The sequence below is a fragment of the Streptomyces sp. 12E genome, assembly GCF_055633275.1.
Map to the genome: position 1 here is coordinate 5,604,979 of NZ_JBVNCJ010000001.1, position 24,534 is coordinate 5,629,512.

Genomic DNA, 24,534 nt, shown 5'->3' on the forward strand with positions numbered 1-24,534 from the left:
CCTCGCCGACCGGCCTCGCCGCGCCCGCCCCGAAGGATGTCCGGAACCAGCGCGGCCGGGCCGCCCCGCGCCGGACCGCGTGTTCGGTGCCGATGACGGGCGGGACGGTCGTGACGGCGGCGTCGGGACACGAGGTCTCCGGGCCGGCGGCCTGGCCGGCCCTCTCCCTGCCTCCGCCGGAGTGCCCGGAGACGAGGTTCACCAGGGTCTCGCCCCTCAGGGCGGAGCCGACAGGCTCCAGGACCTCGCGCACGGCCTCGTAGCCGGTGAGACAGACGATCGCCGGCGGGGCCGCGCCGACCGCCTCGGTGATCGGGGGGCGAGTGCGGCGCCCTCGGCGGCGAGGCCGTCCGCCTTCCGCGGGGACCGGTGCCGCACGGTCGTGGCGCGCCCGGCGCCGAGGAACGCGCCGGCCAGCACCTGACCCATGAGCCCCGGGCCGGATCCGGAGCCGGACGCGGCGCGGTCGCACCGCCGTCCCCGGGACCGCGGAGGACCACGTGGCAGCCGCACGGTCCGTACGCGCTCGCTGCCGCGGCCTCGACCACCGCGACCTCGATCCGGCCGGTGCCGTGAACGTGGTTCCCACTCCCGACTGCTCCCCGAGGATCTGTCCATGCTTCCCGGAACGTTGCGCTCCGGCTGGATCGATATCTGTGCCGGCGGGCTGAGATTTCGACGGAACACGCAGACAGGTTCTCTGCCGCAATAAGTGAACTCGGATTTTTTCTCGCACGCAGGCCGCTGCGGCGTGCTACTGTCGATCCCAGTTGCAGTTGTGGTTCCCGAAAACTTCACGTGCCTCCGGCTCGGCTCCTGTGCCGCTGGAAGCGCTTTTGTATATCCGGTCTTTTTCCGGGCGGGGTGATCATCGCGGCGACACGGTGTCCGCGCAGTGCGGACCCCGAGGCACTGCCCCGAAGGAGAAATGACATGGCTACTGGTACTGTGAAGTGGTTCAACGCGGAAAAGGGTTTCGGCTTCATCGAGCAGGACGGTGGCGGCGCCGACGTGTTCGCCCACTACTCGAACATCGCCTCCCAGGGCTTCCGTGAGCTGCTCGAGGGCCAGAAGGTGGCCTTCGACATCGCGCAGGGTCAGAAGGGCCCGATGGCCGAGAACATCGTTCCCGCCTGACGCTGACGCGCATTTCGTAGCTGGGACCCGCATCCTTTGGGGTGCGGGTCCCAGCTGCTTGCCTTTCCCGCAGCGGTTTCTCCTGTGGACGACAACCAGGAAATCCGCGGGCTCGCCGCACGCGAAGCACCCTTCAGGGGTGCGCGCAACCCGTCATGGCTTCATCGCGATGGACGCCCGGACATCGCGTCCACTTCGCGTCACTCATTTCAGCGCCTGTGCGCGTACGGATTTCCGTCGGCCAGATGCGCTGTCGTGTTCCACCGGCCCGTTCTTGCAATTCTCCGTGCTGCTCACCGCTGCGGGAATTCCTTGATATGTGCCGCATCGAGGAAGGTTCCGCATGAACCGCACACGCACGAACGACCGTTTCGCCCGTACCCGCAAGGGCGGTGCCGACTTCGGAAGGGGTGGCGGCCGGTCCGGTTCGTCGGCCCCGAACCGGTCGGGCGGCTCGAGCCGCTCCGGCGGTCACGGCCGCCGGCCCGCCGCGGTCCAGGGAGAGTTCGCCCTCCCCGAGACGGTCACTCCCGCGCTTCCCGCGGTGGAGGACTTCGCCGGTCTCGACATGCCCGGGGCCCTGCTGGCCGCGCTGGGTTCGCAGGGCGTGACCGTGCCGTTCCCGATCCAGGCCGCGACCCTGCCGAACTCCCTCGCCGGGCGGGACGTCCTGGGCCGTGGCCGTACCGGCTCCGGCAAGACCCTCGCCTTCGGTCTGGCGTTGCTGGCCCGTACGGCCGGGCAGCGCGCCGAGGCCCGGCAGCCGTTGGGACTGGTCCTCGTACCGACGCGTGAGCTGGCGCAGCAGGTCACCGACGCGCTCACCCCGTACGCCCGCTCCGTGAGGCTGCGGCTGGCCACCGTGGTGGGCGGGATGCCGATCGGCAGGCAGGCGAGCGCGCTGCGCGGTGGCGCCGAGATCGTCGTCGCCACGCCGGGACGCCTCAAGGACCTCATCGACCGCGGCGACTGCCGGCTGGACCAGGTCTTCGTCACCGTCCTCGACGAGGCCGACCAGATGGCCGACATGGGCTTCATGCCGCAGGTCACCGCCCTTCTCGACCAGGTCCGCCCCGAAGGCCAGCGCATGCTGTTCTCCGCCACCCTCGACCGCAACGTCGACCTGCTCGTGCGCCGCTACCTCAGCGACCCCGTCGTGCACTCCGTCGACCCCTCGGCCGGCGCGGTCACGACGATGGAGCACCACGTGCTGCACGTCCACGGCGCCGACAAGCACACGGCCACCACCGAGATCGCCGCGCGCGACGGTCGCGTGATCATGTTCCTCGACACCAAGCACGCGGTCGACCGCCTCACCGAGCACCTCCTGAACAGCGGGGTACGGGCCGCCGCCCTGCACGGCGGGAAGTCCCAGCCGCAGCGCACCCGCACGCTGACGCAGTTCAAGACCGGGCACGTCAACGTGCTGGTGGCGACCAACGTCGCGGCGCGCGGCATCCACGTCGACAGCCTCGACCTCGTCGTCAACGTCGATCCGCCCACCGACCACAAGGACTACCTGCACCGCGGCGGCCGCACGGCCCGCGCCGGCGAGTCCGGCAGCGTCGTCACCCTGGTCACCCCGAGCCAGCGCCGCGCCATGACCCGCCTCATGGCAGCGGCCGGCATCGTCCCGCAGACCACCCAGGTCCGCGTCGGCGGGGAAGCCCTGCACCGCATCACCGGCGCCCAGGCACCCTCCGGCGTCCCGGTCGTCATCACCGCACCGGTGGCCGAGCGCCCCAAGAAGCGCGGCGCGGCCTCACGCGGCCGGCGCCGCCCCGCTTCGGCGGCCCGTCGCGCGTCCGTACGGCAGTCGGCCGTCGGTACGGCGGCATAGAACCTTCGTGATCAGAAAGTCGGCCCATCTCCGCAGGAGGCACCCTTTGACGCTGGTCCAGACGCAGTTCCGCCCGGAGAGCGCTCACCGCGCGCACGGCACGGTGGCCGACACCATGGAAGCGGCCGGCCCGCAGGTCTGGGAGGACATGACCGTGGAGGTGGCACTGTCCGTGATGGCCGCCGCCCGTACGGGTCATCTGGTCGTCTGCGACGACGACGGTCTGTGCACCGGTCTGGTCACCCGAACCCGGCTCACGGCCGTTCGCGACGGCTCCGGGTACACGGACCGGATCTGTCTGCGTGACATCGCCGACGTCATCGCTCCCTTCGCCTCGCCGCTGACCACGAGGGCCGAGGCCGAGCGTGCGATGCGGCACCGACGGCTCGGGGCCCTGCCCGTGGTCGACGAACAGGGCAACGCTCTGGGCGTCCTCGCCCTCTCCCGCTGAACCGCTTCACGGCGGTCGGCCCCGTCCCTCCTCCCCCGTTATCTTTTTCGCGGTCCTGCAAGAGGGCCGCTGGCCTCCGGGCCCGGCATGACTGTGTCCCCCTGTCGACGGGATGACCTGGGGGGTGGTGTCACCGGGCCCGAGGGGTGCCGTCGGAGACGCTGATCAGAGGTCCGACCACCGCCCGGCCGGGCGCAATGCCCGGCCGCCCGCGGGCGGCAGGTCTGCATAACGTGGATGCGCGAGAACGGCCCCGACCGCCGAGGTCGGCACGCATCGACGCATGTGGGGGCACGGTGATCAGCATCGACGGGGTGGGCGTCTTCCTGGGCCTGGACGTCGGTAAGCAGACGCATCACGGCCACGGCCTGACCCCGGCCGGGAAGAGGGTGTTCGACAAGCAGCTGCCGAACAGCGAACCGAAGCTGCGGGCTGTCTTCGACAAGCTCACCGCCAAGTTCGGCACCGTCCTGGTGGTCGTGGACCAGCCCGCCTCCATCGGCGCCCTCCCGCTGACCGTCGCCCGGGACGCCGGCTGCCAGGTCGCCTACCTGCCCGGACTGGCAATGCGCCGGATCGCCGACCTCTACCCCGGCGAGGCCAAGACCGACGCGAAGGACGCCGTGGTCATCGCGGACGCTGCCCGCACCATGCCCCACACCCTGCGCACCCTCGACCTTGCCGATGAGGTCACCGCGGAGCTGACCATGCTGGTCGGCTTTGACCAGGACCTCGCAGGCGAGGCCAACCGCACCTCCAACCGCATCCGCGGCCTGCTCACCCAGTTCCACCCCAGCCTGGAGCGCGTCCTGGGCCCGCGTCTGGACCATCCGGCAGTGACCTGGCTCCTCGAGCGCTACGGATCCCCGCAAACACTCCGCAAAGCGGGCCGCCGCAAGCTGGTCGAGGTCGTCCGGCCCCGAGCGCCGCGCATGGCCAAGCGGCTGGTCGAGGACATCTTCACCGCACTCGACGAGCAGACCGTCGTCGTCCCGGGCACCGGCACCCTCGACGTGATCGTCCCGTCGCTGGCGAAGTCGCTGGCCGCCGTTCACGAACAACGCCGGGCCCTGGAAACCCGGATCGAGGCACTGCTGGAGGCCCACCCTCTTTCCCAGGTCCTGACCTCGATGCCCGGCATCGGCGTCAGGACCGCCGCAGTCCTCCTGGCCACCGTCGGCGACGGCAGCAGCTTTCCCACCGCCGCCCACCTGGCCTCCTACGCCGGTCTCGCCCCGGCGACCCGGCAGTCCGGCACGTCGATCCACGGCGAGCACGCCCCCAGAGGCGGCAACCGGCAGCTAAAACGAGCGATGTTCCTCTCCGCGTTCGCAGCCCTCCACGATCCCGCCTCCCGGACCTACTACGACCGCTGCCGAGCCCGCGGCAAAACCCACACCCAGGCCCTCCTCCGCCTCGCCCGCCACCGCATCAGCGTCCTGTTCGCCATGCTCCGCGACGGAACCTTCTACGAGCCGAGGAGCCCCCGACTCGCTTGACGAAGGACATAGAGGCACCCCCCGTGAGGCACCATGCGCTGTGTCATCGCCCGCTTCCCGTTCGACCTGACCAAGAGCGGCGTACTGGAATCGATGAAGGGCATCACGCCCGAACCGGTCACCGGCGAGTCCGTGATCATCGGACGACGCCGCTACTCCGCCAAGCAGGTCGGCGAGGTCGTCACCCGCCAGGACCGCCGGGATTTCAGTGCCGGTGAGGTCCTCCGGGCCATGTCCCGGCTCGGCTTCACCTGTCGCGCCCTTCCCGAGGCCGCGCCCGCGCGCGTGGAGAGCCCGTCGCGGCGGGCTTCCGCGATGCCCGGCACCCCCCTGTCCGGCTGACCGACGGGACACACGGGAGACGAACACGGAACTGAGGGCCCCGCCGGCGCATGCCGGCGGGGCCCTCAGCGCGTGACGTGCCGCCGCTCCCGGCGCGGCGGCGGGTCAGTGATCGGAGCAGCTGTAGTCCCCCACGGTCCAGGCGCCGACGTCCTCGGTCTCTCACCCGCGCGGTGGGGCCGTGTTGCGGACGGCCCTCGGTCGCGCAGATCGGCCCATCGGAAGTACTCACCGTCCAGCGACAGTAAATCTGTCCTTGCGAGAGTAGACATTCGGAATCCTCGCAGTTATGGTTTCTCTCGTAGCCGAGATCCAGCAGAGCCCGGCAGACGCGAACTGCCGGGCAGCAGTATCCGTACGGCGGTGCGGTGGTGGAGTTCCGGAGCCAGGCTGTCGTATGACGGTGACGGGACTGACGACCGGACCGGGTGGCCCGAAGTGGTGAGGGGCCGCCGTGAGCAGGACCGCAGTCGATGCGGTCGCAGTACCAGCAGTGCTGTATCGAGTGGTGCCCCGGTGAAGGCGTCGGGCTGCGGACGCGCGCGCCGGGGGGTGGCGCTGTACAAGGTCACCGGCAGTACGCAGTACCTGTTTGCAAGTGATGGATTCCGAGGGAAGAACGGAGGAGGCGAGCACCATCAGGATCGCCCGGGCGGAAGACACGAGCCCGGGAACCGCAGGACATCGATAGGCAGGTGGTCTCCGGTCACGCATCCACGATCCCCGCACCCCCGTCGGAACATCAGACGGCCGGGCGGAAACAGAAGGCCGGCGCAGCACTAGGGCTGGCAGATGGTGTTGCAGTTCCTTCGGGGCCTTGGTGCCGTACGGCACCAAGGCCCCTCCACGCGTTCCACAGAGAGGTGAGATGACAGCAGACGAGTCGCTGAGCCGTCTCGACGACGACGATTACCCCGCCTACACCATGGGCCGGGCCGCCGAGCTGCTCGGCACCACTCCCGGCTTCCTCCGCGCCATCGGCGAAGCGCGACTGATCACGCCACTGCGTTCCGAGGGCGGACACCGCCGCTTCTCCCGCTACCAACTGCGCATCGCCGCCCGGGCGCGTGAGCTCGTCGACCAGGGCATGCCGATCGAGGCCGCATGCCGGATCGTCATCCTCGAGGACCAGCTCGAAGAAGCCCGGCGCATCAACGCCGAGTACCGCCGCGCCGCTGGGGCGGCCAGCTCATCGGTCGCGGCCTGAGGCCGAGCGGGCCCGCCGGCACCGGCGGGCCCTCACGACCGCGCACGGCCGGGCTGTGGCGCCCTCATGGAGGGTGGGGCGGCCGGCAGGCCCCGAGCCCGGGCGCCGCCTCTCCTCAAAGGCATCCCCGTACGGATGCGGGCGTGGTCGAGGCGACGCAGGACGGCTTCGCCCAGCGGACCCCAGGTGGCGGACGGCGCTCGTCCCGGACAGCAGCCAAGCGGTGACGGAGCGCACAGCGCAGGCCAGGGCCGCCTGCCGGGTCCGGGCCGGGCGGACAGCGTCGAGCCGGCACCTCACCGCACGGGCCTGCTCGGCCATCGGGTGAGCGCAGGGACCGGCGACCCGCCACCAGTCGGGCCCGCAGGAGCCGGGTGAGTCGACCGGCCGTGGGAAAGGCCGGGGCTTCCGAGTGTGCGTCCCCGCTCACCTGCGCCCAAGGACCGCCGGGAGGAGGAGATCGCACAGGCGGTGGATCATGCCGTCCCACTCTCCGGGTACCGTGAAGGCATGAGTCATCCGCACCCCGAGCTGAAAACCGCCCCGCCCCTCCCCGAGGGAGGACTGCGGATCGTCGCCCTGGGCGGCTTGGGTGAGATCGGCCGCAACATGACCGTCTTCGAGCACGCCGGCAAGCTGCTCATCGTCGACTGCGGCGTCCTGTTCCCCGAGGAGACCCAGCCCGGTGTGGATGTGATCCTGCCGGACTTCACCTCGATCCGGGACCGGCTGGACGATGTCGTGGCCGTGGTGCTCACCCACGGCCACGAGGACCACATCGGCGGTGTGCCGTACCTGCTGCGCGAGCGGCGCGACATCCCCGTCGTCGGCTCGAAGCTGACGCTGGCGTTCCTGGAGGCCAAGCTCAAGGAGCACGGCATCCGGCCGCGCACGGTCCGGGTGCGGGAGGGCGACCGGCGCGGCTTCGGCCCGTTCGACTGCGAGTTCGTGGCGGTCAACCACTCCATCCCGGACAGCCTCGCGGTCGCGATCCGCACCGGGGCCGGGATGGTGCTGCACACCGGCGATTTCAAGATGGACCAGTTCCCCCTCGACGACCGCATCACCGACCTGCGCGCCTTCGCACGCCTCGGCGAGGAGGGCGTGGACCTGTTCCTCACCGACTCCACCAACGCCGAGGTGCCCGGCTTCACCACCTCCGAGCGTGAGCTGAACCCGGCGATCGAGCAGGTGATGCGCACCGCGCCGCGCCGGGTCATCGTCTCCAGTTTCGCCAGCCACGTGCACCGCATCCAGCAGGTCCTGGACGCCGCCCACCAGTACGGCCGCAAGGTCGCCTTCGTCGGCCGGTCGATGGTCCGCAACATGGGCATCGCCCGTGACCTCGGCTATCTGAAGGTTCCGTCCGGTCTGGTGGTGAGCACGAAGGAGCTGGAGAAGCTCCCGGACCACAAGGTCACTCTGGTGTGCACCGGCTCCCAGGGCGAACCGATGGCCGCGCTGTCGCGGATGGCCAACCGCGACCACATGATCCGCATCGGCAAGGGCGACACCGTGCTGCTCGCCAGCTCCCTCATCCCCGGCAACGAGAACGCCATCTACCGGGTGATCAACGGACTCACCCGGTGGGGCGCCAACGTGGTCCACAAGGGCAACGCCAAGGTGCACGTCTCCGGGCACGCCAGTGCCGGCGAACTGGTCTACTGCTACAACATCGTCAAACCCCGCAACGTCATGCCGGTGCACGGCGAGTGGCGCCACCTGCGGGCCAACGGCGATCTCGCCATCCGTACCGGCGTCGACCCCGACCGGGTCGTCATCGCCGAGGACGGCGTCGTCGTCGACCTCGTCGACGGGCGCGCGTCCATCACCGGCAAGGTCCCCGCCGGCAACGTCTACGTGGACGGCATGGAGGTGGGTGGCGCCACCGAGGCGTCCCTCAAGGACCGCCTCACCCTCGCGGAGGAGGGCGTCGTCACGGTGGTGGCGATCGTCGACGCGGACACCGGCGCCCTCGCCGAGGCCCCCGACTTCCTGGCCCGCGGCTTCGTCCACGACGAGACCACCTTCGAACCGGTCATCCCCGTCATCGAGAAGACCCTGGCCACCGCGGCCGAGGAAGGCGTCGGTGACGCGCGCCAGCTCGAACAGCTCATCGCCCGTGCCGTGGCGAACTGGGCGTTCCGCACCCATCGCCGCAAGCCCCTCATCATCCCCGTCATCATCGACGCCTGAGCCACGGCCCGGCGGATGTCCGCACCCGCTCCCCGACGGTGCCGGAATCGTACGTGCGGGCCCCGCGGCCGGAACCCCGGGCCGACGCGCCGGCCCACGCGGTCGCCCAGGACGCACCGGACACGGGTGTCCGCCGTCGCCGCCTCGGCGGGCGCCGGACGCACCGCGGCGAGCATGCCGACGGCGAGGGCCGCCACCGTGACGGCGGCGGCCCTCGCGGGCATCGGCGGTCTCTGCGTGGCGGGCCTTGTCAGGCGCGGGTCCAGCGCTGGTTGCCGCCGTTCGAGCAGGAGTAGAGCTGGATCGGGGCGCCGTTGGCGGACCCGGCGGCGTCGAGGCAGAGGCCGGACTGGACGCCGACGACGGTTCCGTCGGAGTTGAGGCGCCACTTCTGGTTGTCGCCGCCCCAGCAGCTGTAGATCTGGACCTTGGCGCCGTTGCCGGTGCCGGCGGCGTCCAGGCACTTGTTGCCGTAGACCCTGAGCTCACCGGCGTCGGTGTGCGTCCACTGCTGGTTGCTGTTGCTGTGGCAGTCCCACAGCTGGAGCTGGGTGCCGTCGCTCGTACTGGCGTTGGGCACGTCCAGGCAGCGGCCCGAGGCGACGCCCTTGAGCCTGGTGCCGTCCGTGGGGGGCTCCGAGGTGTCGCCGCCGTTGAGCGCGTTGAGGACGGCGGTGTACGCGGGCTTCTTGCTGCCGTCGTTGTTGAACAGCAGCGGCGTGTCCCCCGATCGCCAGGAGTCCATGTCGCGCACGCCCCAGACGGTGACGCCGAGGCAGCGGGAGACGGCCAGGCAGTCGTTGACCACGTTGGCGTAGGTCGTGGGCGAGGCGCCCTGGATGTCGAGTTCGGTGACGGCCACGTCGACGCCGAGGGCGGCGAAGTTCTGCAGGGTGGTGCGGAAGTTGCTGTGGTAGGGGCTGCCGCTGTTGAAGTGCGCCTGGAAGCCGACGCAGTCGATCGGCACGCCGCGCTGCTTGAAGTCCCGCACCATGTTGTACATGGCCTGGGTCTTGGCCCAGGTCCAGTTCTCGACGTTGTAGTCGTTGTAGCAGAGCTTGGCGGACGGGTCGGCGGCGCGCGCGGTGCGGAAGGCGACCTCGATCCAGTCGTTGCCGGTGCGCTGCAGGTTGGAGTCCCGCCGCGCCCCCGAACTGCCGTCGGCGAAGGCCTCGTTCACGACGTCCCACTGGGCGATCTTGCCCTTGTAGTGGGCCATCACGCCGTTGATGTGGCCGATCATGGCCTGGCGCAGCTGGCTGCCGCTGAGGTTCTGCATCCAGCCGGGCTGCTGGGAGTGCCAGGCCAGGGTGTGGCCGCGCACCTGCTTGCCGTTCTGCACCGCCCAGTTGTAGACGCGGTCGGCGGCGCTGAAGTTGAACTGGCCCCGCTGCGGTTCGGTGGCGTCGATCTTCATCTCGTTCTCGGCCGTCACCGAGTTGAACTCGCGGTTCGCGATCGACGTGTAGGTCGAGTCGCCCAGCTTGCCCGAGGCGATGGCGACGCCGAAGTAGCGGCCGCTCTGGGCCGCCGCGGCGCCGAGCGTGCTCTCGGCGGCCTGGGCGGGCGGCGCGGCCAGTGCGCCGACCGTACCGAGGGCGCCGACGAGCAGCGTCGGCAGCAGAACGCGGAGCTTGTGCCGGACGGCGGCTCCGGGAAGGGCATGAGAGCCCATGGATGTGCCTCCAAGGTGGACATCACGGAAGGACTGAGGGGCGGGGGATCGAGTCGTCCGCTTCCCAGCGGCAGACGGACGGGGCGGGCCGGAGCCCGGGCGGTACAGGATCACCGGACACCGCGGTCAGGGGGGTGGGACGATCTTCGACACGGGCACGGGGTACTCCATCGCGGCTCAGCCGGGGGTCCTCACGCGGCGTCGCGTACCTCTCCCACTGCGTGAAGAGCCAGGACGCGCTGGTGCGGACCTCACCGGGACGGAACGGGGTGGCGCGGGTGCTTCGGTACGTGGATCTGTGGTGCGGTCGTGCGGGGGCCTGCCGTGCGGCACGGGCGCCCAGGGCCGATGCGGTTCGAGATGTCGATCCGCGAACGGTTTCTCAGACAGGAATGATTGAGGCGTTGACGATGCATCGTCAATACTTCCTGCGGAAAAAGTTTCTGTTTCCGTTCCGAAACTTTCGAAGCCTTGATGGGCCGGGGGCGAGTCTCCGGTGCCGTCGTCGGCGGATGCCGTGGGGCCGGGGTGGACGTGCGACGCGGCAGCCTGTCAAGTGCGAAGGGAAGGGGACGGTTTGTGGGCGGATCGGCCGCCGCGGCGCTGCGGTGCCGACGTGAACGCCTTTGGTGTTCGGGTTGCGCTGAACCGTCCCGGCTCCGTGCCGAGTATGGTGCGACTGGGGCATTTGTCGGTGCGGTATGCGACATTTCGCGCATAGGTCAAGGCGAATGTTTCGATTTCACTGGCGACGCGTGCGAGGGTACTGGAGCCGGTCGCCGACTCCCTGTGTGATCCCGCCGGACCGGGGGCCGTCCGGCGGATCGTGTGAGGAGGTCGACGGATCGTGAGTGGTCGTCTCCGGGGCGGCGTCCACCACCTTCGGGAGGGCGGGAGGCCGGCTCCACGGGGTGTGACCCCGGGGTCATTGAGAAGTGCCGAGGTGGGTGGTTCGCCCGCTGAATACCGGAAGTGACGTCTTGTTGGCTTCTGCCCGGTGGGCGACCCTGGACGCAGAACAGACATGGCCGCTGGTGATCATGTGGGTGTCGAGTCCGTATGAGCACCGAGCGGGTCCATGCCTGCGCACCCGTCTTCCCGCATGCCCTCATGTCTCCGGCAACTGGGGGACGCCTCCGGCCAAGCCCTGCTGGAGACAGCCGCCGACCTGCGGAGTCATCTGGCCGTAGTGCCCGACCCGCGGGCCCGTCGCGGCATCCGTCACCCATGGACGGCCCTGCTCACCGCCGCGGCCGCCGCCGTTGTGGCCGGCGCCGCCTCGATCACGGCGATCGGCGAGTGGATCGCCGACGCACCGCAGAGCGTCCCCGGGGGTCGGCGTCGATGACGACCTGGTGGTTGGTGGAGTACCGGTAGTTCTTGGACTGCTCGGCGACGGTGTGGTCGCGGGTGGGGACCAGGGTTCCGTCCACGATGAGCACGGTGTCCTTGCGGAACCGCTTGCGCTGCTGGAGCGCGAGCGCGGGTCCGAGGTGGTCGATGATGCGGTCGGCCGTCGACTTGGACACCCCGAACAGCGGGGCCAGTTGGCGCAGGGTGAGGTTCGTGCGCCAGTACGCGGCGACCAGCAGGACCCGGTCCTCCAGCGGCAGGCTCCAGGGCCGGCCCTTGCGCACCGGATCCGCACCCTCGCGCCGGAGCGCGGTGATCAGCCTGCTGAACTGGCGCGGGCTCAGCCCGGTGAACGGGGCTATCCAGGAGGGCTCCGACGCCGTGATCACACCAGGCACGGCAAGATCATCTCACCTGTGACCAGCAGTTACGGGACACCCCTTAGGCTGAGCAGGCCGGATGGATGGCGAGATTGGCCTGAACCGGGCTGGTGCTGCAGGTGGTGCGCCTCTCTACAGCTTGCGCAGCAGTTCCAGGTCTTGGCTTGACCACGTCCTGTTCGCCCAGTGTCCGCATGAGCAGATGCATCGGAATCGGTCACTCCCATGAATCGTCCAAAAGTGCACTGCTGTCTCACCGTTGTCACGCGCAGACTGTTGCGTGCCGAAAACAGACACACATAGCAGTAGGGGAACTGATGCGCAGAATCGCACGGACCATGTCCACAACGGTCGCCGGGGTGTTGATCGCGGCGGGCATGATGGTTGTTGGTGCCACCGGATCCGCGCAGGCAAGTCCCGCCGACTGTGAACGCGGCGCGAACGGCTTCGTCGACATCCCCGACAACCTCAGCGGTGCGGTTGGGATCGCACGCACGATAGGCGGCGGCACCAGGATCAGCGTCCAGTACGCCACGATCGGTGGTGTACAGCGAGGCTGGGCCAAGATCGACGGCTGGACTCTCCCCGGCGACAAGGTGTGGATGGACTGGACCACCAACGGTGGTTCCAGCTGGCTGCAGTGCGGCCCCTTCGTGGTCGGAGCTCAAGACACCCCGAAAACCAGCGCCGCCAAGAACACGAGCAGCTCGTCCTCCTGGAAGTTCCGCGCCTGTGCGGCACTGGCACCCTCTGGGCCCCCGCTGTGCACAGACTGGTGGTAAACACCTAGTAGTTCTTCATATATCCCTCCGATTAGTGAACGTCGATACGATGCGGGACCGGATCAAGCCGCTAATGTGGGCCGATCCGGTCCGCAGTCGCCGGTGGGCCAATCACCGTCGCGCCCTGGTAGACATCGCATTGGAATACCGTACTGGCTTGCCTTGGAGGGGGCCCGTCAAACGAATCCATCCTCCGGGCTGGCTGACCGACACCAGTCGGGATTCAATGGCACCGATTCTCGCCTCGCAGAGCGTAGTCGTACGGGATCCCGTGTCGCGTTGATCGGCGGGTACTCCGAGAACGGTCCTCGCTCCCCTGTTTCGAAGCCTCGCAGACCAGCGTGACGCTAGGATTGCCGGTTACGTGACACTCGACCGCGACTATCTGTCACCCTCGGTGATCACGGCGGCTCTTCCAGCTGGAGCCCGCTCTAACTCACAGGCGCGCAGCAGGGGAGGGCACGCCTTCGAAGGTGACGCCCACTCCGCGCAGCGTCAGCGGCAAACCTCTGCCATCAGCGCGCGAATCGGCATTCACCAACGTATGCCGATATTCGAGGGTCCATTCGGCCCTGTGACCCCGGCGCTATAGGTGCCAGCAGGTGCATTGAAACAGACCCATGACTGGGGAGGAGCCGACGCCTCGAAAATATTCGAGCAGTAGTAGCCGTTGGGCCCCCAAAGCTGCCAGCGAGAATTTCCGCTGCCGTGAACGTCCGCATCGACAGATATGGTGCCGCCGGGGAATCCAGTTGCTACGGTCGTACAGTAATTCTGGATGCATGTAGCACTTGATCCAGCTGCCGTCGCAGGGCTGGCCGCGATGGCAACCCCCACCACAGCTGCGGCGGCCACGATGCTGCTACGGATCGCAAGAGATCTCAAATTCCCTCCTTGATAGGTAAACCGGGCTACTTTGGCTTGCGGCGCCAATGTGAAAGCATTTTAATTAGCTCTGGCGATACGTAACACAGGATTTCCGGCCAAAGTACTCCGTCTTCATCGGCCGAGTGCAGAATATGCGGCGGAGCCCGCCAGGCGTTGAGGGCCGGGGGCGTTCTCGCCGGGATGGAGCGTCAGGGTCTTTGAGTAGTGGTCTTGTGTCTGGGTTCGTCAGGCCAGGCCGAGGGCGGTGAGGGGCCGCAGGTGGTTTCGGGCGGTGTGGCGGAGGGCGGCGGCGATGTTGGTGTGGCCGTCCTGGCGGTGGACGCCGATGGCGAGGCTGCGCAGGCCGGCCATGACACGGGGCAGGTGACGGGTGCGGATCTTGGAGGCGTCCTAGTGGAAGATGCGGTCGCGGACGTGGTGGAGCTGGTTCTCGATGTGCCAGTGGCCGCGGATCCAGGCGGCGAGTTCGCTGCCGGTGGCCGTGCCGGGCGGCAGGCTCGTGACCAGATAGATCCGCTCGATGGTCAGCTTGCCGGTTCCCAGGTCCCGTCTCCAGCGCACGACTTGGAGGGCCTGGCGGGCGTGCGGGTGGTCGATGTGGGCGAACGCGGCGGTATTCAATCGGCGGATCTCGTCGCGGTGATGGGCCCGGGTGCGCTCGATGTGGTCCAGGCGGATGTCCCGCCAGGGCAGGCGGCGGACCCGCTCATGGAGCTGGGGATGGTTGCGCTTGACGACGGCCAGATAGCGAGCCCCGCGTTTGTGCAGGTAGGTGGCGTGGTCGTGCTGGGTGTGCAGGGCGTCGGTGGTGATGACGGCGTCGGTCAGGTCGATGTCGTCCAGGAGCGGGGCGAAGGCCGGGATCTCGTTGTTCTTGCTGTCGGCCTGTCGTTGCGCGAGGACCTGTCCGCTGTGTGTCATGGCGGCGATCACGGCGGTGGCCGTCCGGCCGGCGGGGCGGGAGCCACGGAGTGTCTTGCCGTCGACGGCGATGACCTTCCGTCCCGGTGCGGGGGCCTTGCGTTCGCAGAGGAAGTCGCCGATGGCGCGATCAGGGGCGTCGCCGTCCGCGGCGGCCAGGACGAGTCGGATGGTCGTGGCATGGGGCGGGCGGATCCGGCCCGTCAGCGGGTCGGGGCGGAAGCCGAGCAAGCCCAGGACGCTCTGCGGTGCGTCGGCGATCCACTCGCCGATCGCCGTGATCGAGGCGGCGCCGGCCACAACGGCGGCGGCCGCGGCGGTGAGCAGGGCCGTCCATGGGTGACGGATGCCGCGACGGGCCCGCGGGTCGGGCACTACGGCCAGATGACTCCGCAGGTCGGCGGCTGTCTCCAGCAGGGCTTGGCCGGAGGCGTCCCCCAGTTGCCGGAGACATGAGGGCATGCGGGAAGACGGGTGCGCAGGCATGGACCCGCTCGGTGCTCATACGGACTCGACACCCACATGATCACCAGCGGCCATGTCTGTTCTGCGTCCAGGGTCGCCCACCGGGCAGAAGCCAACAAGACGTCACTTCCGGTATTCAGCGGGCGAACCACCCACCTCGGCACTTCTCGATGACCCCGGGTGTGACCCTGCTGGAATTCGATCGTTGTCATTCAAGCCTCGGAGAGCCAACTACCGGATACTCAAAAGCGGATGGTGATACAAGAGGCAGGTGATCGGGCCGGTGGCCGCGCGGGTGCGGTGGAGTGGCCCGCCCGGACGGACTGGGGGGAATTCGTGACGTTCGAGCAAGAATGGGCCGAACTGCACGCGGCGGCGGCCGAACGGGCTGCCATGCGGATCAACGGCATTCCGGCCGAAAGTGGCGGAGGTGGTGGCGGAAAAGACCTGGTGGTCCATAGGGACGACCTCGGCGCCATCGGCAATGACGCGTACGACCTGCTGGGTCGGCTGACGAAGGAGGGCGACATCGCCCGTTCCTCCACGTTCGACGCGGCGACGGCGCTGACCAACGGGAACTTCGTGAGCGGTTCGGCCGTGCTGAAGGTGCACGACTTCTGGCAGACCCACCTGAGGACGCTGCTGGACGCCTGCGCGCAGATTTCGAATCACCTCGATTACAGCAAGGCCCGGCACGCCCAGGACGAGGCGAAGGTCGAGGGAGATCTGACGCGGTTATCCGTGCTCACGGAGTACATGAAATAGGGCTCGGGGGAGCGCGCGGCATGCTGAAGTACGAGGACATCATCGACGCCCCGTTGGCGAAGCTGAAGGACGCCGTCGACGACTGGTCGGAGATGGCGGGGAAGCTGGACAGACTCGCCACCGACGCCGCCGACGGGATGAAGACCAAGGCGGACAAAGCGGCCTGGGAGGGCGTGAACGCAGGGGTCACCAAGGCGTTCATCGGCAAGACGGCCAAGGAGTTCGCGGACGCCGCGGCCGAGGCCAGGGGAGTGAAGCGGATCCTGGAAGAGGGCTACGCGGCCATCAAGAAGGCCAAGGACGACCTGGTCGACATCCGGGACCACGAGGGGCCCGCGGCCGGCATCCGCGTGGACGGCAGGGGCAAGGTCACGGCGCGGAACCCGTTGTCCCGGAACCAGGCGGCGCGGCACGCCCCCGACTACACCGAGTTCCTCCAGGAGGAGAAGAAGAACATCGAGTCGTGGCAGAAGAGGATCGACCTCATCGTCGACAACTGCAACGACACCGACCTCGCCCTCAAGAACACCCTCGAGGCCAACGTCACCGGCCGCAAGGACTTCAGCGCTCCGACGTACACGAAGCTGGACCAGGAGGAGGCCGCCCGTGCCGCCGCCCTGGCGGCCAAGGGGCAGGACCTCACGCACAAGGACCTTCAGCGGCTCAACGAGCTGCTCAAGGACAACAGTTCGTCGACGGAGTTCGCCAGGAACTTCTACGAGAAGCTCGGCCCCGAGAAGTCGCTCGCGTTCTTCGGCCAGCTCGCCACGGACACGCAGGAGTACGGCAAGGTCGACGCGGAGCGCCTGAAGGACGTCCAGGACCTTCAGAAGAACCTCGGCCTCAACCTGGCCACCGCCTCCCACGACAAGCAGTTCACCGACAAGTGGGGCCCGGAGCTGCGCAAGTTGGGTACGGAGCACATCGCGCTGTCCCCGCACAGTCCCGGCGGGCCGTTCGGGTACCAGCTGCTCGGCGGAATCATGCGGTACGGGAACTACGACGCGAAGTTCCTCAACCCGATCGCCGAGCACGTGGCGCAACTGCACGCGAGGAAACCGGGCCTGTTCGCCGAGACCAAGATGGTGAACGGCTGGGTCAAGAACCCCTACAACCCCTCCGGGGTGAACGGCGCCGGCTACGACCCGGCCGTCGCCATGCTGGAGGCGCTCGGCAACAGCCCGGAAGCGGCGAAGAAGTTCTTCGCCGACCCCCCGACCGCGTACAACGAGGACGGTACGGTCGACCACGGCGTCACGGCCGACCTCGGCGAGGACAAGGACGGCGAGGCGATCGACAACTACCTCGACTTCTTCACCAACGAGAAGTGGGAGTCCTTCGGTGACGTCAACTCGACCGACCCGAAGGAGCTCAAGGGGGCGCTCGACCACATGCCCGACGCCCTCGGCCGCGCCCTGGAGGCGGCGACCCTCGGCTACCCCGCCGGGCACCCGGACGCCCATGTGGTGCGGGACGCGGACAACGCCGCGGTCATGCAGCAGGTCATGGAGAAGTACGCCGCGGACCCGGGCCTGCTCAAGGAGCGCCACGAGGCGATGGCGGACAGCCTGGGCGTCATGGGCGCCGGCTACATCGACGACATCAACTGGGCGCTGGCCAAGAACGACCCGGACAGCGTGTTCGCGCCGGGCAGGAACCCGGACGGGCACATCGACTTCGCGGACACCGTGGACGGGAACGGGCGGAGCGTCGTCCGGGGCTTCCTCAGCACCCTCGGCCAGCATCCGGACGCCTACGCGACGGTCTCGGCCGCGGAGCAGGTCTACACCCGCAGCGTGCTGGAAGGGTCGGTGGGCCCGGACGGAAGGATCACCGAGGAGGTCGAGGCCAGGGCCAGGGCGACCGTGCGCGTGGGCGCCGAGGTGCAGGGCATGCTCGACCAGTCCCGGGCCGATCAGGTGGAGGCGACGAACCTCAAGACCCACGAGGATTACGCGAAGGCGGTCGCCAAGCGGGCGGGCTGGATCGAGTTCGGGGCCACGGCGGGCATCGCGGCGGGCGTCGCCTTCCTGCCCGCGACCGCGGCCGTGGGCACGGCCGCGGTGCTCGTCCCGCTGGCGACCGACACCGCCAGTGGCCTTGCGGAGCAGCTCATCGGCCAGGTGGTCGGCGACATCTCGGACAAGTCGGTGGACGAGCACAAGGAGAAGATGGAGGACCTCACCAACGTGCAGAAGAGGGAGATCTACTCCGCCGGTGAGAGCATGGCCGAGGCCCCGATGAAGGAGTTCCTGGAGCATCACGGTGCAAGTGGGAACCACCTGTTCAAGCAGGACCTACGAGAATCGATGTTGATCGGTTACGGGGTCGGCAACGACCGGGCGAGACAGCAGGGCAACGGCCCAGAGACCGGCTGAGGCCGGTGGACGACCAAGGACACATAAGGATGCGGACAGTGGTCAATCCCAGGTCGATACGCGGAGGACTTCTCGCCGCAGTCATGGCCGGCTCGTTGCTCCTCGGGGCCACCAGTTGTGGAGGGGACGGAGAGGTAGACGAAACTCCGAAGACTCCGAAGGACTACAAGGTCGTTGCGGGGACACAACTCTGCGGTGGCAAGGCCATGTCCGCCGACGCGTCCAGGGCACTGAAGGTGATCACGGGGGCGTCGCGGTTCGAGGCGTCGGCAGAGAGGTACACCGTCGCGCAGGCCGCGACGAACCTTGCCAACGGGTTTTTGGCCCCCAATGTGTATGGCGGGGACGTCTGCCGTGTTTACACGCCCATCGGCACGCCGGGTTTCGATCTCAGAATCACCTGGGATCTGGAGGACAGCGCCCCGACGGGCCCCTCGGCCCCGGAGTTCACCGTGCTGAAGATGGGGGAGCTGGCCGTGGCGGCGGCGGACAAGGCGTACGTCTTCTTCGCATGCATGAGCGACAAGTTGGCCGGCTCGTCGGAAGCGGCCCACATCGTCATCGGCGTGGAGCGCTGGATGACGCCGACGGAGCCCGAGGGCGACGTCGAGGCGTTGAAGGACGCCTATGCGACCGTGGCACACTCCGTCTCGCTGGCCATGGCCAAGGAACTGCGCTGTGAGGGGAACGGCGGGCTCCCCGCGAAGCCCGTGCTGGATCCCGCGTAGCCGTCGGCGTACGCGGGGACGACCACGACCGGGCGGCGCTTCCTTCCGGAGAAGGCGCCGCCCGGGTCACTTGTTCCCTCCGGTGCTGTCGTGCGGCCCGGCGCCGGGGCGGTCGTCGCGGTGCCGGCCGCCCGGCAGCATCTCCTGGACCTTGGCCTTGAGCCCCTGCTTCACCATGGAGCCGCGGTCGCTGTCCCCCTTGAGGATCGCGGTGGCCGCGGCCTCGATCTGGTCCAGCGAGGCGTGCGGCGGGATGGGAGGGACGGCCGGGTCGGTGCGGAAGTCGATGACGAAGGGCCGGTCGGCGGCGAGGGCCCGGTCCCAGGCGGACTCGACGTGCTCGGGCTTCTCCACCCGGACGCCGTCCAGGCCGATGCGCTGCGCGATGTCCGCGTACGGCAGGTCGGGGACGGCTTGCGACTCCTCGAACTGCGGGGCGCCGGACATGGCCCGCATCTCCCAGGTGACCTGGTTGAGGTCGCCGTTGTTCAGCACGGCCACGATCAGCCGCGGGTCGGACCACTCGCGGTAGTACTTCGCGGCGGTGACCAGCTCCATCATGCCGTTCATCTGCATGGCGCCGTCCCCGACGAGGGCGATGGCGGGCCGCTCGGGGTGGGCGAACTTCGCCCCGATGGCGTACGGCACGCCGGGGCCCATCGTCGCCAGGGTGCCGGACAGGGAGCCGCGCATCCGGCCGCGCAGCCGCAGGTGGCGGGCGTACCAGTTGGCGGCCGAGCCGGAGTCGGCGGCGAGGATCGCGTCGTCGGGCAGCTTGCCGTCCAGGGCGTGGACGACGTACTCGGGGTTGACGGGATCGGCGCTGACGGCGGCGCGCCGCTGCATGACCTCCCACCAGCGGGCGACGTCCTTCTCGACCTTCTCCCGCCAGGTCCGGTCCGTCTTGCGGTGCAGGCGCGGCAGCAGCCGCCGCAGCGTCTCGCGGGCGTCGCCGACGAGGTTGACCTCGTTGGGGTACCGCAGGCCGATCATGTGCGGGTCGATGTCGATCTGCACGGCCCGCGCCTGGTCCAGCTCCGGCATGAACTGCGTGTAGGGGAAACTGGAGCCGATCATCAGCAGGGTGTCGCACTCCCGCATCAGCTCGTAGGAGGGGCGGGTGCCCAGCAGTCCGATGGAGCCGGTGACGTAGGGCAGGTCGTCGGGCAGGGCGTCCTTGCCGAGCAGGGCCTTGGCCACGCCGGCGCCGAGCACGTCCGCCAGCCGTTCGACCTCCTCGCGGGCGCCGCGGGCTCCCTGCCCGATCAGCACGGCCACCTTCTCGCCGGCGTTCAGCACGTCGGCGGCCCGCTGGACGTCCTCGTCGGCCGGGACCGGCGCGTACCGTCCCAGTCCGAGGCTGGAGGGCACCATCTTGAAGGCGTGGGTGGGCGGGCTGTAGTCCAGCTCCTGCACGTCGGCGGGGAGGATGATCGCGGTGACGGTCCGCCTGGCGTAGGCGGTGCGGAAGGCCCGGTCGATCAGGTTCGGCAGCTGCTCGGGCACCATGACCGTCTCGCAGAAGTCCGAGGCGACGTCCTTGTACAGGCCGGCCAGGTCCACTTCCTGCTGGTAGGAGCCGCCCATGGCGCTGCGGTCGGTCTGTCCGACCAGCGCCACGACCGGAACGTGGTCGAGCTTGGCGTCGTAGAGCCCGTTCAGCAGGTGGATGGCGCCCGGTCCTGAGGTGGCCGCGCACACGCCCGCCTTGCCGGAGAACTTGGCGTAGCCGACGGCCTGGAAGGCGGACATCTCCTCGTGCCGGGCCTGGACGAACTTCGGCTTGTTGTCCGCGCGCCCCCAGGCGGCCAGCAGCCCGTTGATGCCGTCACCCGCGTAGGCGAAGACATGGTCGACGTCCCACTCGCGCAGCCGTCGGAGGACGTAGTCGGACACCTTCGTGCTGGCCATGCAGGCTCCCCTTCCGATCCCGCTGGTGAACGGCTGTCCCCGGCGTCGGGACGCGTGGGGCACGACACTCCATGGGTAACCGTGCGGGCATGCGGGAAACGTCGCCCCCCGGCAACGCCCGCGAGGCCACGCGCCACGGTGTCCGACCGAGTGGGTCCTCGACGGGAGGGACTTCTCCCTCCTCGGCTCCCGCGGCTGTCCGACCGAGGACACCTCGTACGGAAAGAGCGGAACGCCGCTCCCCGGTGAGGCCGGCCCGGGATCGCCTGAAGCGGGTTCGAAGTTTCGGGCGTCGTTCGGAAAGTCGGAGTGTCATGGATGCCGAGAACGTGGCCGACCGTGTCGCCACCGTCCGTGAAACCGCATCCGCTCCCACGCGCATGGTCATCCGTCCTCGTCGTCCGATGGGTGGACTGCGTGGCTCCGCCTGGAGGCTCTGCGAATTTTTCGCTCTCCTCCGCGATTCGTGCGAGAAGTATTGACGCCGTTCACCGGGTCCCTATCATTCAGGATGCTCGACACTTCGACCCTTGTTCGACATCACGAACGTGCTCGAGCGGCTCCACTCGCACGGCAAGGCGCCTCCGGTCGCACCCACCGGAACGCCACGACGCAAAGGCGGTGTCGCACACGTATATGTCATGAACGCAACAATCATCTCCCGTCGTCGCGCTCCGCCGGTCGCCACCGGCCCTCCCCGGAAGACCGCGAGGAGCCCGAAAGCCGAAACCGACCGTCCGGACGACCTCTGACCAGGTCGGCCGGAGCCGCTCACCCGAGGTTGAGGAAATCCCCATGCGCAGAGGAAGTTCCACCCGCAGGCATCCGTCCGCGGTGCTCGCCGCCGTGGTCGCGGCCCTGGCCGCGCTGGCGGCGATGCTCGTCGCCACCACCCCGGCCCAGGCGGCCAGCAGCGGCGCCTTGCGCGGTGTCGGTTCGAACCGGTGTCTCGACGTGGCGGGCGGCGTCCAGACCGACGGCACGTCCCTGCAGCTCTACGACTGCTGGGGCGGGACCAACCAGCAGTGGACGCTGACGGACGCCAACCAGCTGACCGTGTACGGCAACAAGTGCCTGGACGTTCCGGGCCACGCCACCACCGCCGGCACCCGGGTGCAGATCTGGGGCTGCTCCGGCGGTGCCAACCAGCAGTGGCGGGTGAACTCCGACGGCACGGTCGTCGGCGTGGAGTCCGGGCTGTGCCTGGAGGCCGCGGGCGCCGGCACGGCCAACGGCACGGCGGTGCAGCTCTGGACGTGCAACGGCGGCAGCAACCAGAAGTGGACCGGTCTGACCGGGACGCCGGGGGACGGCACGTGCTCCCTTCCGTCGACGTACCGCTGGACGTCCACGGGCGTGCTGGCGCAGCCGGCGAACGGGTGGGCCGCGGTGAAGGACTTCACCACCGCGAGGCACAACGGCAAGCACCTGGTCTACGCGTCGAACGTGACAGGATCGTCGTACGGCTCGATGATGTTCAGCCCCTTCACGAACTGGTCGGACATGGCGTCGGCCCGCCAGACCGGGATGAACCAGGCCGCGGTGGCGCCCACGCTGTTCTACTTCGCGCCCAAGAACATCTGGGTGCTGGCGTACCAGTGGGGCTCCTGGCCCTTCATCTACCGCACGTCGAGCGATCCCACCAACCCCAACGGCTGGTCCGCCCCGCAGCCGCTCTTCACCGGCAGCATCCCCGACTCCGGCACCGGCCCGATCGACCAGACCCTGATCGCCGACGGCCAGAACATGTACCTGTTCTTCGCCGGTGACAACGGCAAGATCTACCGCGCGAGCATGCCGATCGGGAACTTCCCGGGCAACTTCGGCTCGTCGTACACGACGGTCATGAGCGACACGGTGAAGAACCTGTTCGAGGGGCCGCAGGTCTACAAGGTCCAGGGCCGGAACCAGTACCTCATGATCGTCGAGGCCCGGGGCGCGAGCGAGCAGCGCTACTTCCGCTCCTTCACGGCCTCCAGCCTGAACGGGTCGTGGACCCCCCAGGCCGCCACCGAGAGCAACCCCTTCGCGGGCAAGGCCAACAGCGGCGCCACCTGGACCAACGACATCAGCCACGGTGACCTGATCCGCACCAACCCCGACCAGACCATGACCATCGACCCCTGCAACCTCCAGCTCCTCTACCAGGGCAAGGACCCCAACGCGGGCGGCGAGTACAACCGGCTGCCGTGGCGGCCGGGCGTCCTCACCCTGCGGCGCTGACCGGCGCTCACCGCTCCGAGGAACCCCGGCCGCGCGGTGGCCGGGGTTCCTCTTGCTTCCGGTGCCGTGGGCCCGGCCACCTCGTCCGCCTCCGGCCACCGCGGGTCGGACCGGCTCGCTGGACAACGGCTCCGCACGGGAAGAGGCTTCCTGAATGATCGATTCCGCCGTGCGTCGACGCCGTAGAGCGCTCTTCGTCTTCTTCCTGATACCCGGCCTGTCGATGTCCTCGTGGGTCACCCGCACCCCGGACGTGCGGGACCGGCTCGACGCCTCCACCGGCGAGATGGGCCTCGTCCTCTTCGGGCTGTCCGTCGGCTCCATGCTCGGCATCCTCGGTTCCGGCCCCCTGGTCTCCCGCTTCGGACCACGGTCCGTCATCGGCGCCGGCACCACCCTGATCGTGCTGAGCGTGCTCCTGATCGGCCTCGGCACCACCACCTCCTCGGCCCCCGCCGTCACCGCCGGCCTGTTCCTCTTCGGCGCCGGCATGGGCGGCGGCGAGGTCGCCGTCAACGTCGACGGCGCCGAGGTCGAACGCCTCACCCGGCGCACCGTGCTGCCCACGCTGCACGGCTTCTTCAGCCTCGGCACCGTCATCGGCGCCGGCGTGGGCATCGCGTGCACCGCCGCCTCCGTGCCGGTGTCCTGGCACCTGGCCGCCGTTGCGCTCACCTGCGCCGCCCTCTTCGCCCACGCCTACCGGGCCGTCCCCGCCGGGACCGGCGGAGCGCAGGAGACCGCGGAGCACACCGGGAGCGGGGAGAGGGGGCGGCGGCCGGCCGTGTGGAAGGACCGGCGCCTGCTGCTGATCGGCGGCATCGTCCTGACCATGGCCCTGGCCGAGGGAGCCGCCAACGACTGGCTGCCGCTGCTCATGGTCGACGGACACGGCATGGACCCCGCCCTCGGCTCCGCCGTGTACGCGGGCTTCGCCGCCGCCATGGCGATCGGCCGTTTCGGCGGCGGATTCTTTATCGACCGCTTCGGCCGTGCCCCCGTCGTCCGCGCCAGCGCCCTCTCCGCCGCCCTCGGCCTCGCCGTCGTCGTCTTCGTCGACGTGCCACTCGTCGCCGGAGCGGCCGTGTTCTTCTGGGGGCTCGGCGCCTCGCTCGGCTTCCCCCTCGCCCTCTCGGCGGCCGGCGACTCCGGACCCGACTCGGCGGCCCGCGTGAGCCTGGTCGCGACGATCGGCTACGTCGCGTTCCTCGTGGGTCCCCCCGGTCTGGGCTTCCTCGGCGACCACTACGGCCTGCGCGCCGCGATGACCGTCGTCCTCGTCCTCGTCGCCGTGGCGATCTTCCTCGCCCCGGCCGTCGGCACCCGCCCCGCGACGCCGGCACACCGCCTCCCCGAACAGCGGCAGGCGCCGGCGGACGCGCCCTGAGGCGCC

At 69.3% G+C, this 24,534-nt stretch carries 18 protein-coding genes and 3 pseudogenes; 15 read left to right on the plus strand and 6 right to left on the minus strand.

Features of this window, described 5'->3' with window-relative positions; translation table 11 throughout:
• Nucleotides 1-933 precede the first annotated feature (933 nt).
• The 6 genes from ACZ8ZB_RS25835 to ACZ8ZB_RS25860 all read left to right on the plus strand — a co-directional run bounded on the left by ACZ8ZB_RS25835 (nt 934) and on the right by ACZ8ZB_RS25860 (nt 6,476).
• Nucleotides 934-1,137, plus strand: a complete 204-nt coding sequence (locus ACZ8ZB_RS25835; RefSeq protein WP_470740010.1) for a cold-shock protein — start codon at nt 934-936, stop codon at nt 1,135-1,137.
• Nucleotides 1,138-1,480: 343 nt separating this feature from the next.
• Nucleotides 1,481-2,977, plus strand: coding sequence for a DEAD/DEAH box helicase (locus ACZ8ZB_RS25840; RefSeq protein ID WP_470740011.1), 1,497 nt, complete (start codon nt 1,481-1,483; stop codon nt 2,975-2,977).
• Between the two features lie 46 nt (nt 2,978-3,023).
• Nucleotides 3,024-3,428: a CBS domain-containing protein gene (locus tag ACZ8ZB_RS25845; protein WP_470740012.1), complete on the plus strand. Its 405-nt coding sequence runs from the start codon at nt 3,024-3,026 to the stop codon at nt 3,426-3,428.
• 296 nt (nt 3,429-3,724) lie between these two features.
• Nucleotides 3,725-4,927, plus strand: coding sequence for an IS110 family RNA-guided transposase (locus tag ACZ8ZB_RS25850; protein ID WP_470740013.1), 1,203 nt, complete (start codon nt 3,725-3,727; stop codon nt 4,925-4,927).
• 33 nt (nt 4,928-4,960) lie between these two features.
• A complete protein-coding gene (locus tag ACZ8ZB_RS25855) occupies nt 4,961-5,269 on the plus strand; it encodes an SCO5918 family protein (protein ID WP_470740014.1) in 309 nt (102 codons plus the stop codon).
• 868 nt (nt 5,270-6,137) lie between these two features.
• Entirely contained in the window at nt 6,138-6,476 is a 339-nt protein-coding gene (locus ACZ8ZB_RS25860; RefSeq protein ID WP_470740015.1) for a helix-turn-helix domain-containing protein, read from the plus strand.
• Nucleotides 6,477-6,610: 134 nt separating this feature from the next.
• On the opposite strand, the pseudogene ACZ8ZB_RS25865 reads toward ACZ8ZB_RS25860, so the two are convergent.
• A pseudogene (locus ACZ8ZB_RS25865) lies at nt 6,611-6,797 on the minus strand (hypothetical protein); the annotation flags it as partial.
• A 189-nt stretch (nt 6,798-6,986) separates the two neighbouring features.
• On the opposite strand from ACZ8ZB_RS25865, the gene ACZ8ZB_RS25870 reads away from it, so the two are divergent.
• Entirely contained in the window at nt 6,987-8,672 is a 1,686-nt protein-coding gene (locus ACZ8ZB_RS25870; RefSeq protein ID WP_470740016.1) for a ribonuclease J, read from the plus strand.
• Between the two features lie 250 nt (nt 8,673-8,922).
• Here the strand turns inward: ACZ8ZB_RS25870 and ACZ8ZB_RS25875 are convergent, their stop codons facing one another.
• Nucleotides 8,923-10,347 carry an endo-1,4-beta-xylanase gene (locus ACZ8ZB_RS25875; protein WP_470740017.1) on the minus strand — a complete coding sequence of 475 codons (1,425 nt, stop codon included), beginning with the start codon at nt 10,345-10,347 and terminating at the stop codon, nt 8,923-8,925.
• 1,102 nt (nt 10,348-11,449) lie between these two features.
• Here ACZ8ZB_RS25875 and ACZ8ZB_RS25880 point away from each other — a divergent pair.
• Nucleotides 11,450-11,695 carry a transposase family protein gene (locus ACZ8ZB_RS25880; protein WP_470740018.1) on the plus strand — a complete coding sequence of 82 codons (246 nt, stop codon included), beginning with the start codon at nt 11,450-11,452 and terminating at the stop codon, nt 11,693-11,695.
• Here ACZ8ZB_RS25880 and ACZ8ZB_RS25885 read toward each other — a convergent pair.
• Nucleotides 11,676-12,098, minus strand: a pseudogene (locus tag ACZ8ZB_RS25885) (transposase family protein); the annotation flags it as partial. The gene ACZ8ZB_RS25880 and the pseudogene ACZ8ZB_RS25885 sit on opposite strands and share 20 nt — an antisense overlap.
• Before the next feature lie 320 nt (nt 12,099-12,418).
• Here ACZ8ZB_RS25885 and ACZ8ZB_RS25890 point away from each other — a divergent pair.
• Both ACZ8ZB_RS25890 and ACZ8ZB_RS25895 read left to right on the plus strand, forming a co-directional pair.
• The gene (locus ACZ8ZB_RS25890; protein WP_470740019.1) at nt 12,419-12,862 is read left to right on the plus strand and encodes a hypothetical protein; all 444 of its coding nucleotides are present in this window, start codon (nt 12,419-12,421) and stop codon (nt 12,860-12,862) included.
• Nucleotides 12,863-12,881: 19 nt separating this feature from the next.
• Nucleotides 12,882-13,031 (plus strand): annotated as a pseudogene (locus ACZ8ZB_RS25895) (IS5/IS1182 family transposase); the annotation flags it as partial.
• 944 nt (nt 13,032-13,975) lie between these two features.
• Here the strand turns inward: ACZ8ZB_RS25895 and ACZ8ZB_RS25900 are convergent.
• Nucleotides 13,976-14,101, minus strand: coding sequence for a hypothetical protein (locus ACZ8ZB_RS25900; protein WP_470740020.1), 126 nt, complete (start codon nt 14,099-14,101; stop codon nt 13,976-13,978).
• A 39-nt stretch (nt 14,102-14,140) separates the two neighbouring features.
• A complete protein-coding gene (locus tag ACZ8ZB_RS25905) occupies nt 14,141-15,133 on the minus strand; it encodes an ISAs1 family transposase (RefSeq protein ID WP_470740021.1) in 993 nt (330 codons plus the stop codon).
• A 339-nt stretch (nt 15,134-15,472) separates the two neighbouring features.
• Here ACZ8ZB_RS25905 and ACZ8ZB_RS25910 point away from each other — a divergent pair, with 339 nt between their 5' ends.
• From ACZ8ZB_RS25910 to ACZ8ZB_RS25920, 3 genes are read left to right on the plus strand one after another with little or no spacing between them, the layout of a single operon-like run.
• Nucleotides 15,473-15,901 (plus strand): hypothetical protein, encoded by a 429-nt coding sequence (locus ACZ8ZB_RS25910; protein WP_470741581.1) that lies wholly within the window; start codon nt 15,473-15,475, stop codon nt 15,899-15,901.
• 20 nt (nt 15,902-15,921) lie between these two features.
• Complete coding sequence (locus ACZ8ZB_RS25915; RefSeq protein ID WP_470740022.1) at nt 15,922-18,279, plus strand: hypothetical protein; 2,358 nt, start codon at nt 15,922-15,924, stop codon at nt 18,277-18,279.
• A gap of 29 nt (nt 18,280-18,308) precedes the next feature.
• Nucleotides 18,309-19,007 carry a hypothetical protein gene (locus tag ACZ8ZB_RS25920; protein WP_470740023.1) on the plus strand — a complete coding sequence of 233 codons (699 nt, stop codon included), beginning with the start codon at nt 18,309-18,311 and terminating at the stop codon, nt 19,005-19,007.
• Between the two features lie 66 nt (nt 19,008-19,073).
• On the opposite strand, the gene ACZ8ZB_RS25925 is transcribed toward ACZ8ZB_RS25920, so the two are convergent.
• Nucleotides 19,074-20,918, minus strand: a complete 1,845-nt coding sequence (locus tag ACZ8ZB_RS25925; RefSeq protein WP_470740024.1) for a thiamine pyrophosphate-requiring protein — start codon at nt 20,916-20,918, stop codon at nt 19,074-19,076.
• Nucleotides 20,919-21,713: 795 nt separating this feature from the next.
• Between ACZ8ZB_RS25925 and ACZ8ZB_RS25930 the strand changes: the two genes are divergently transcribed.
• Nucleotides 21,714-23,141 (plus strand): non-reducing end alpha-L-arabinofuranosidase family hydrolase, encoded by a 1,428-nt coding sequence (locus ACZ8ZB_RS25930; RefSeq protein ID WP_470740025.1) that lies wholly within the window; start codon nt 21,714-21,716, stop codon nt 23,139-23,141.
• A gap of 154 nt (nt 23,142-23,295) precedes the next feature.
• The gene (locus ACZ8ZB_RS25935) at nt 23,296-24,528 is read left to right on the plus strand and encodes an MFS transporter (RefSeq protein ID WP_470740026.1); all 1,233 of its coding nucleotides are present in this window, start codon (nt 23,296-23,298) and stop codon (nt 24,526-24,528) included.
• Nucleotides 24,529-24,534 lie beyond the last annotated feature (6 nt).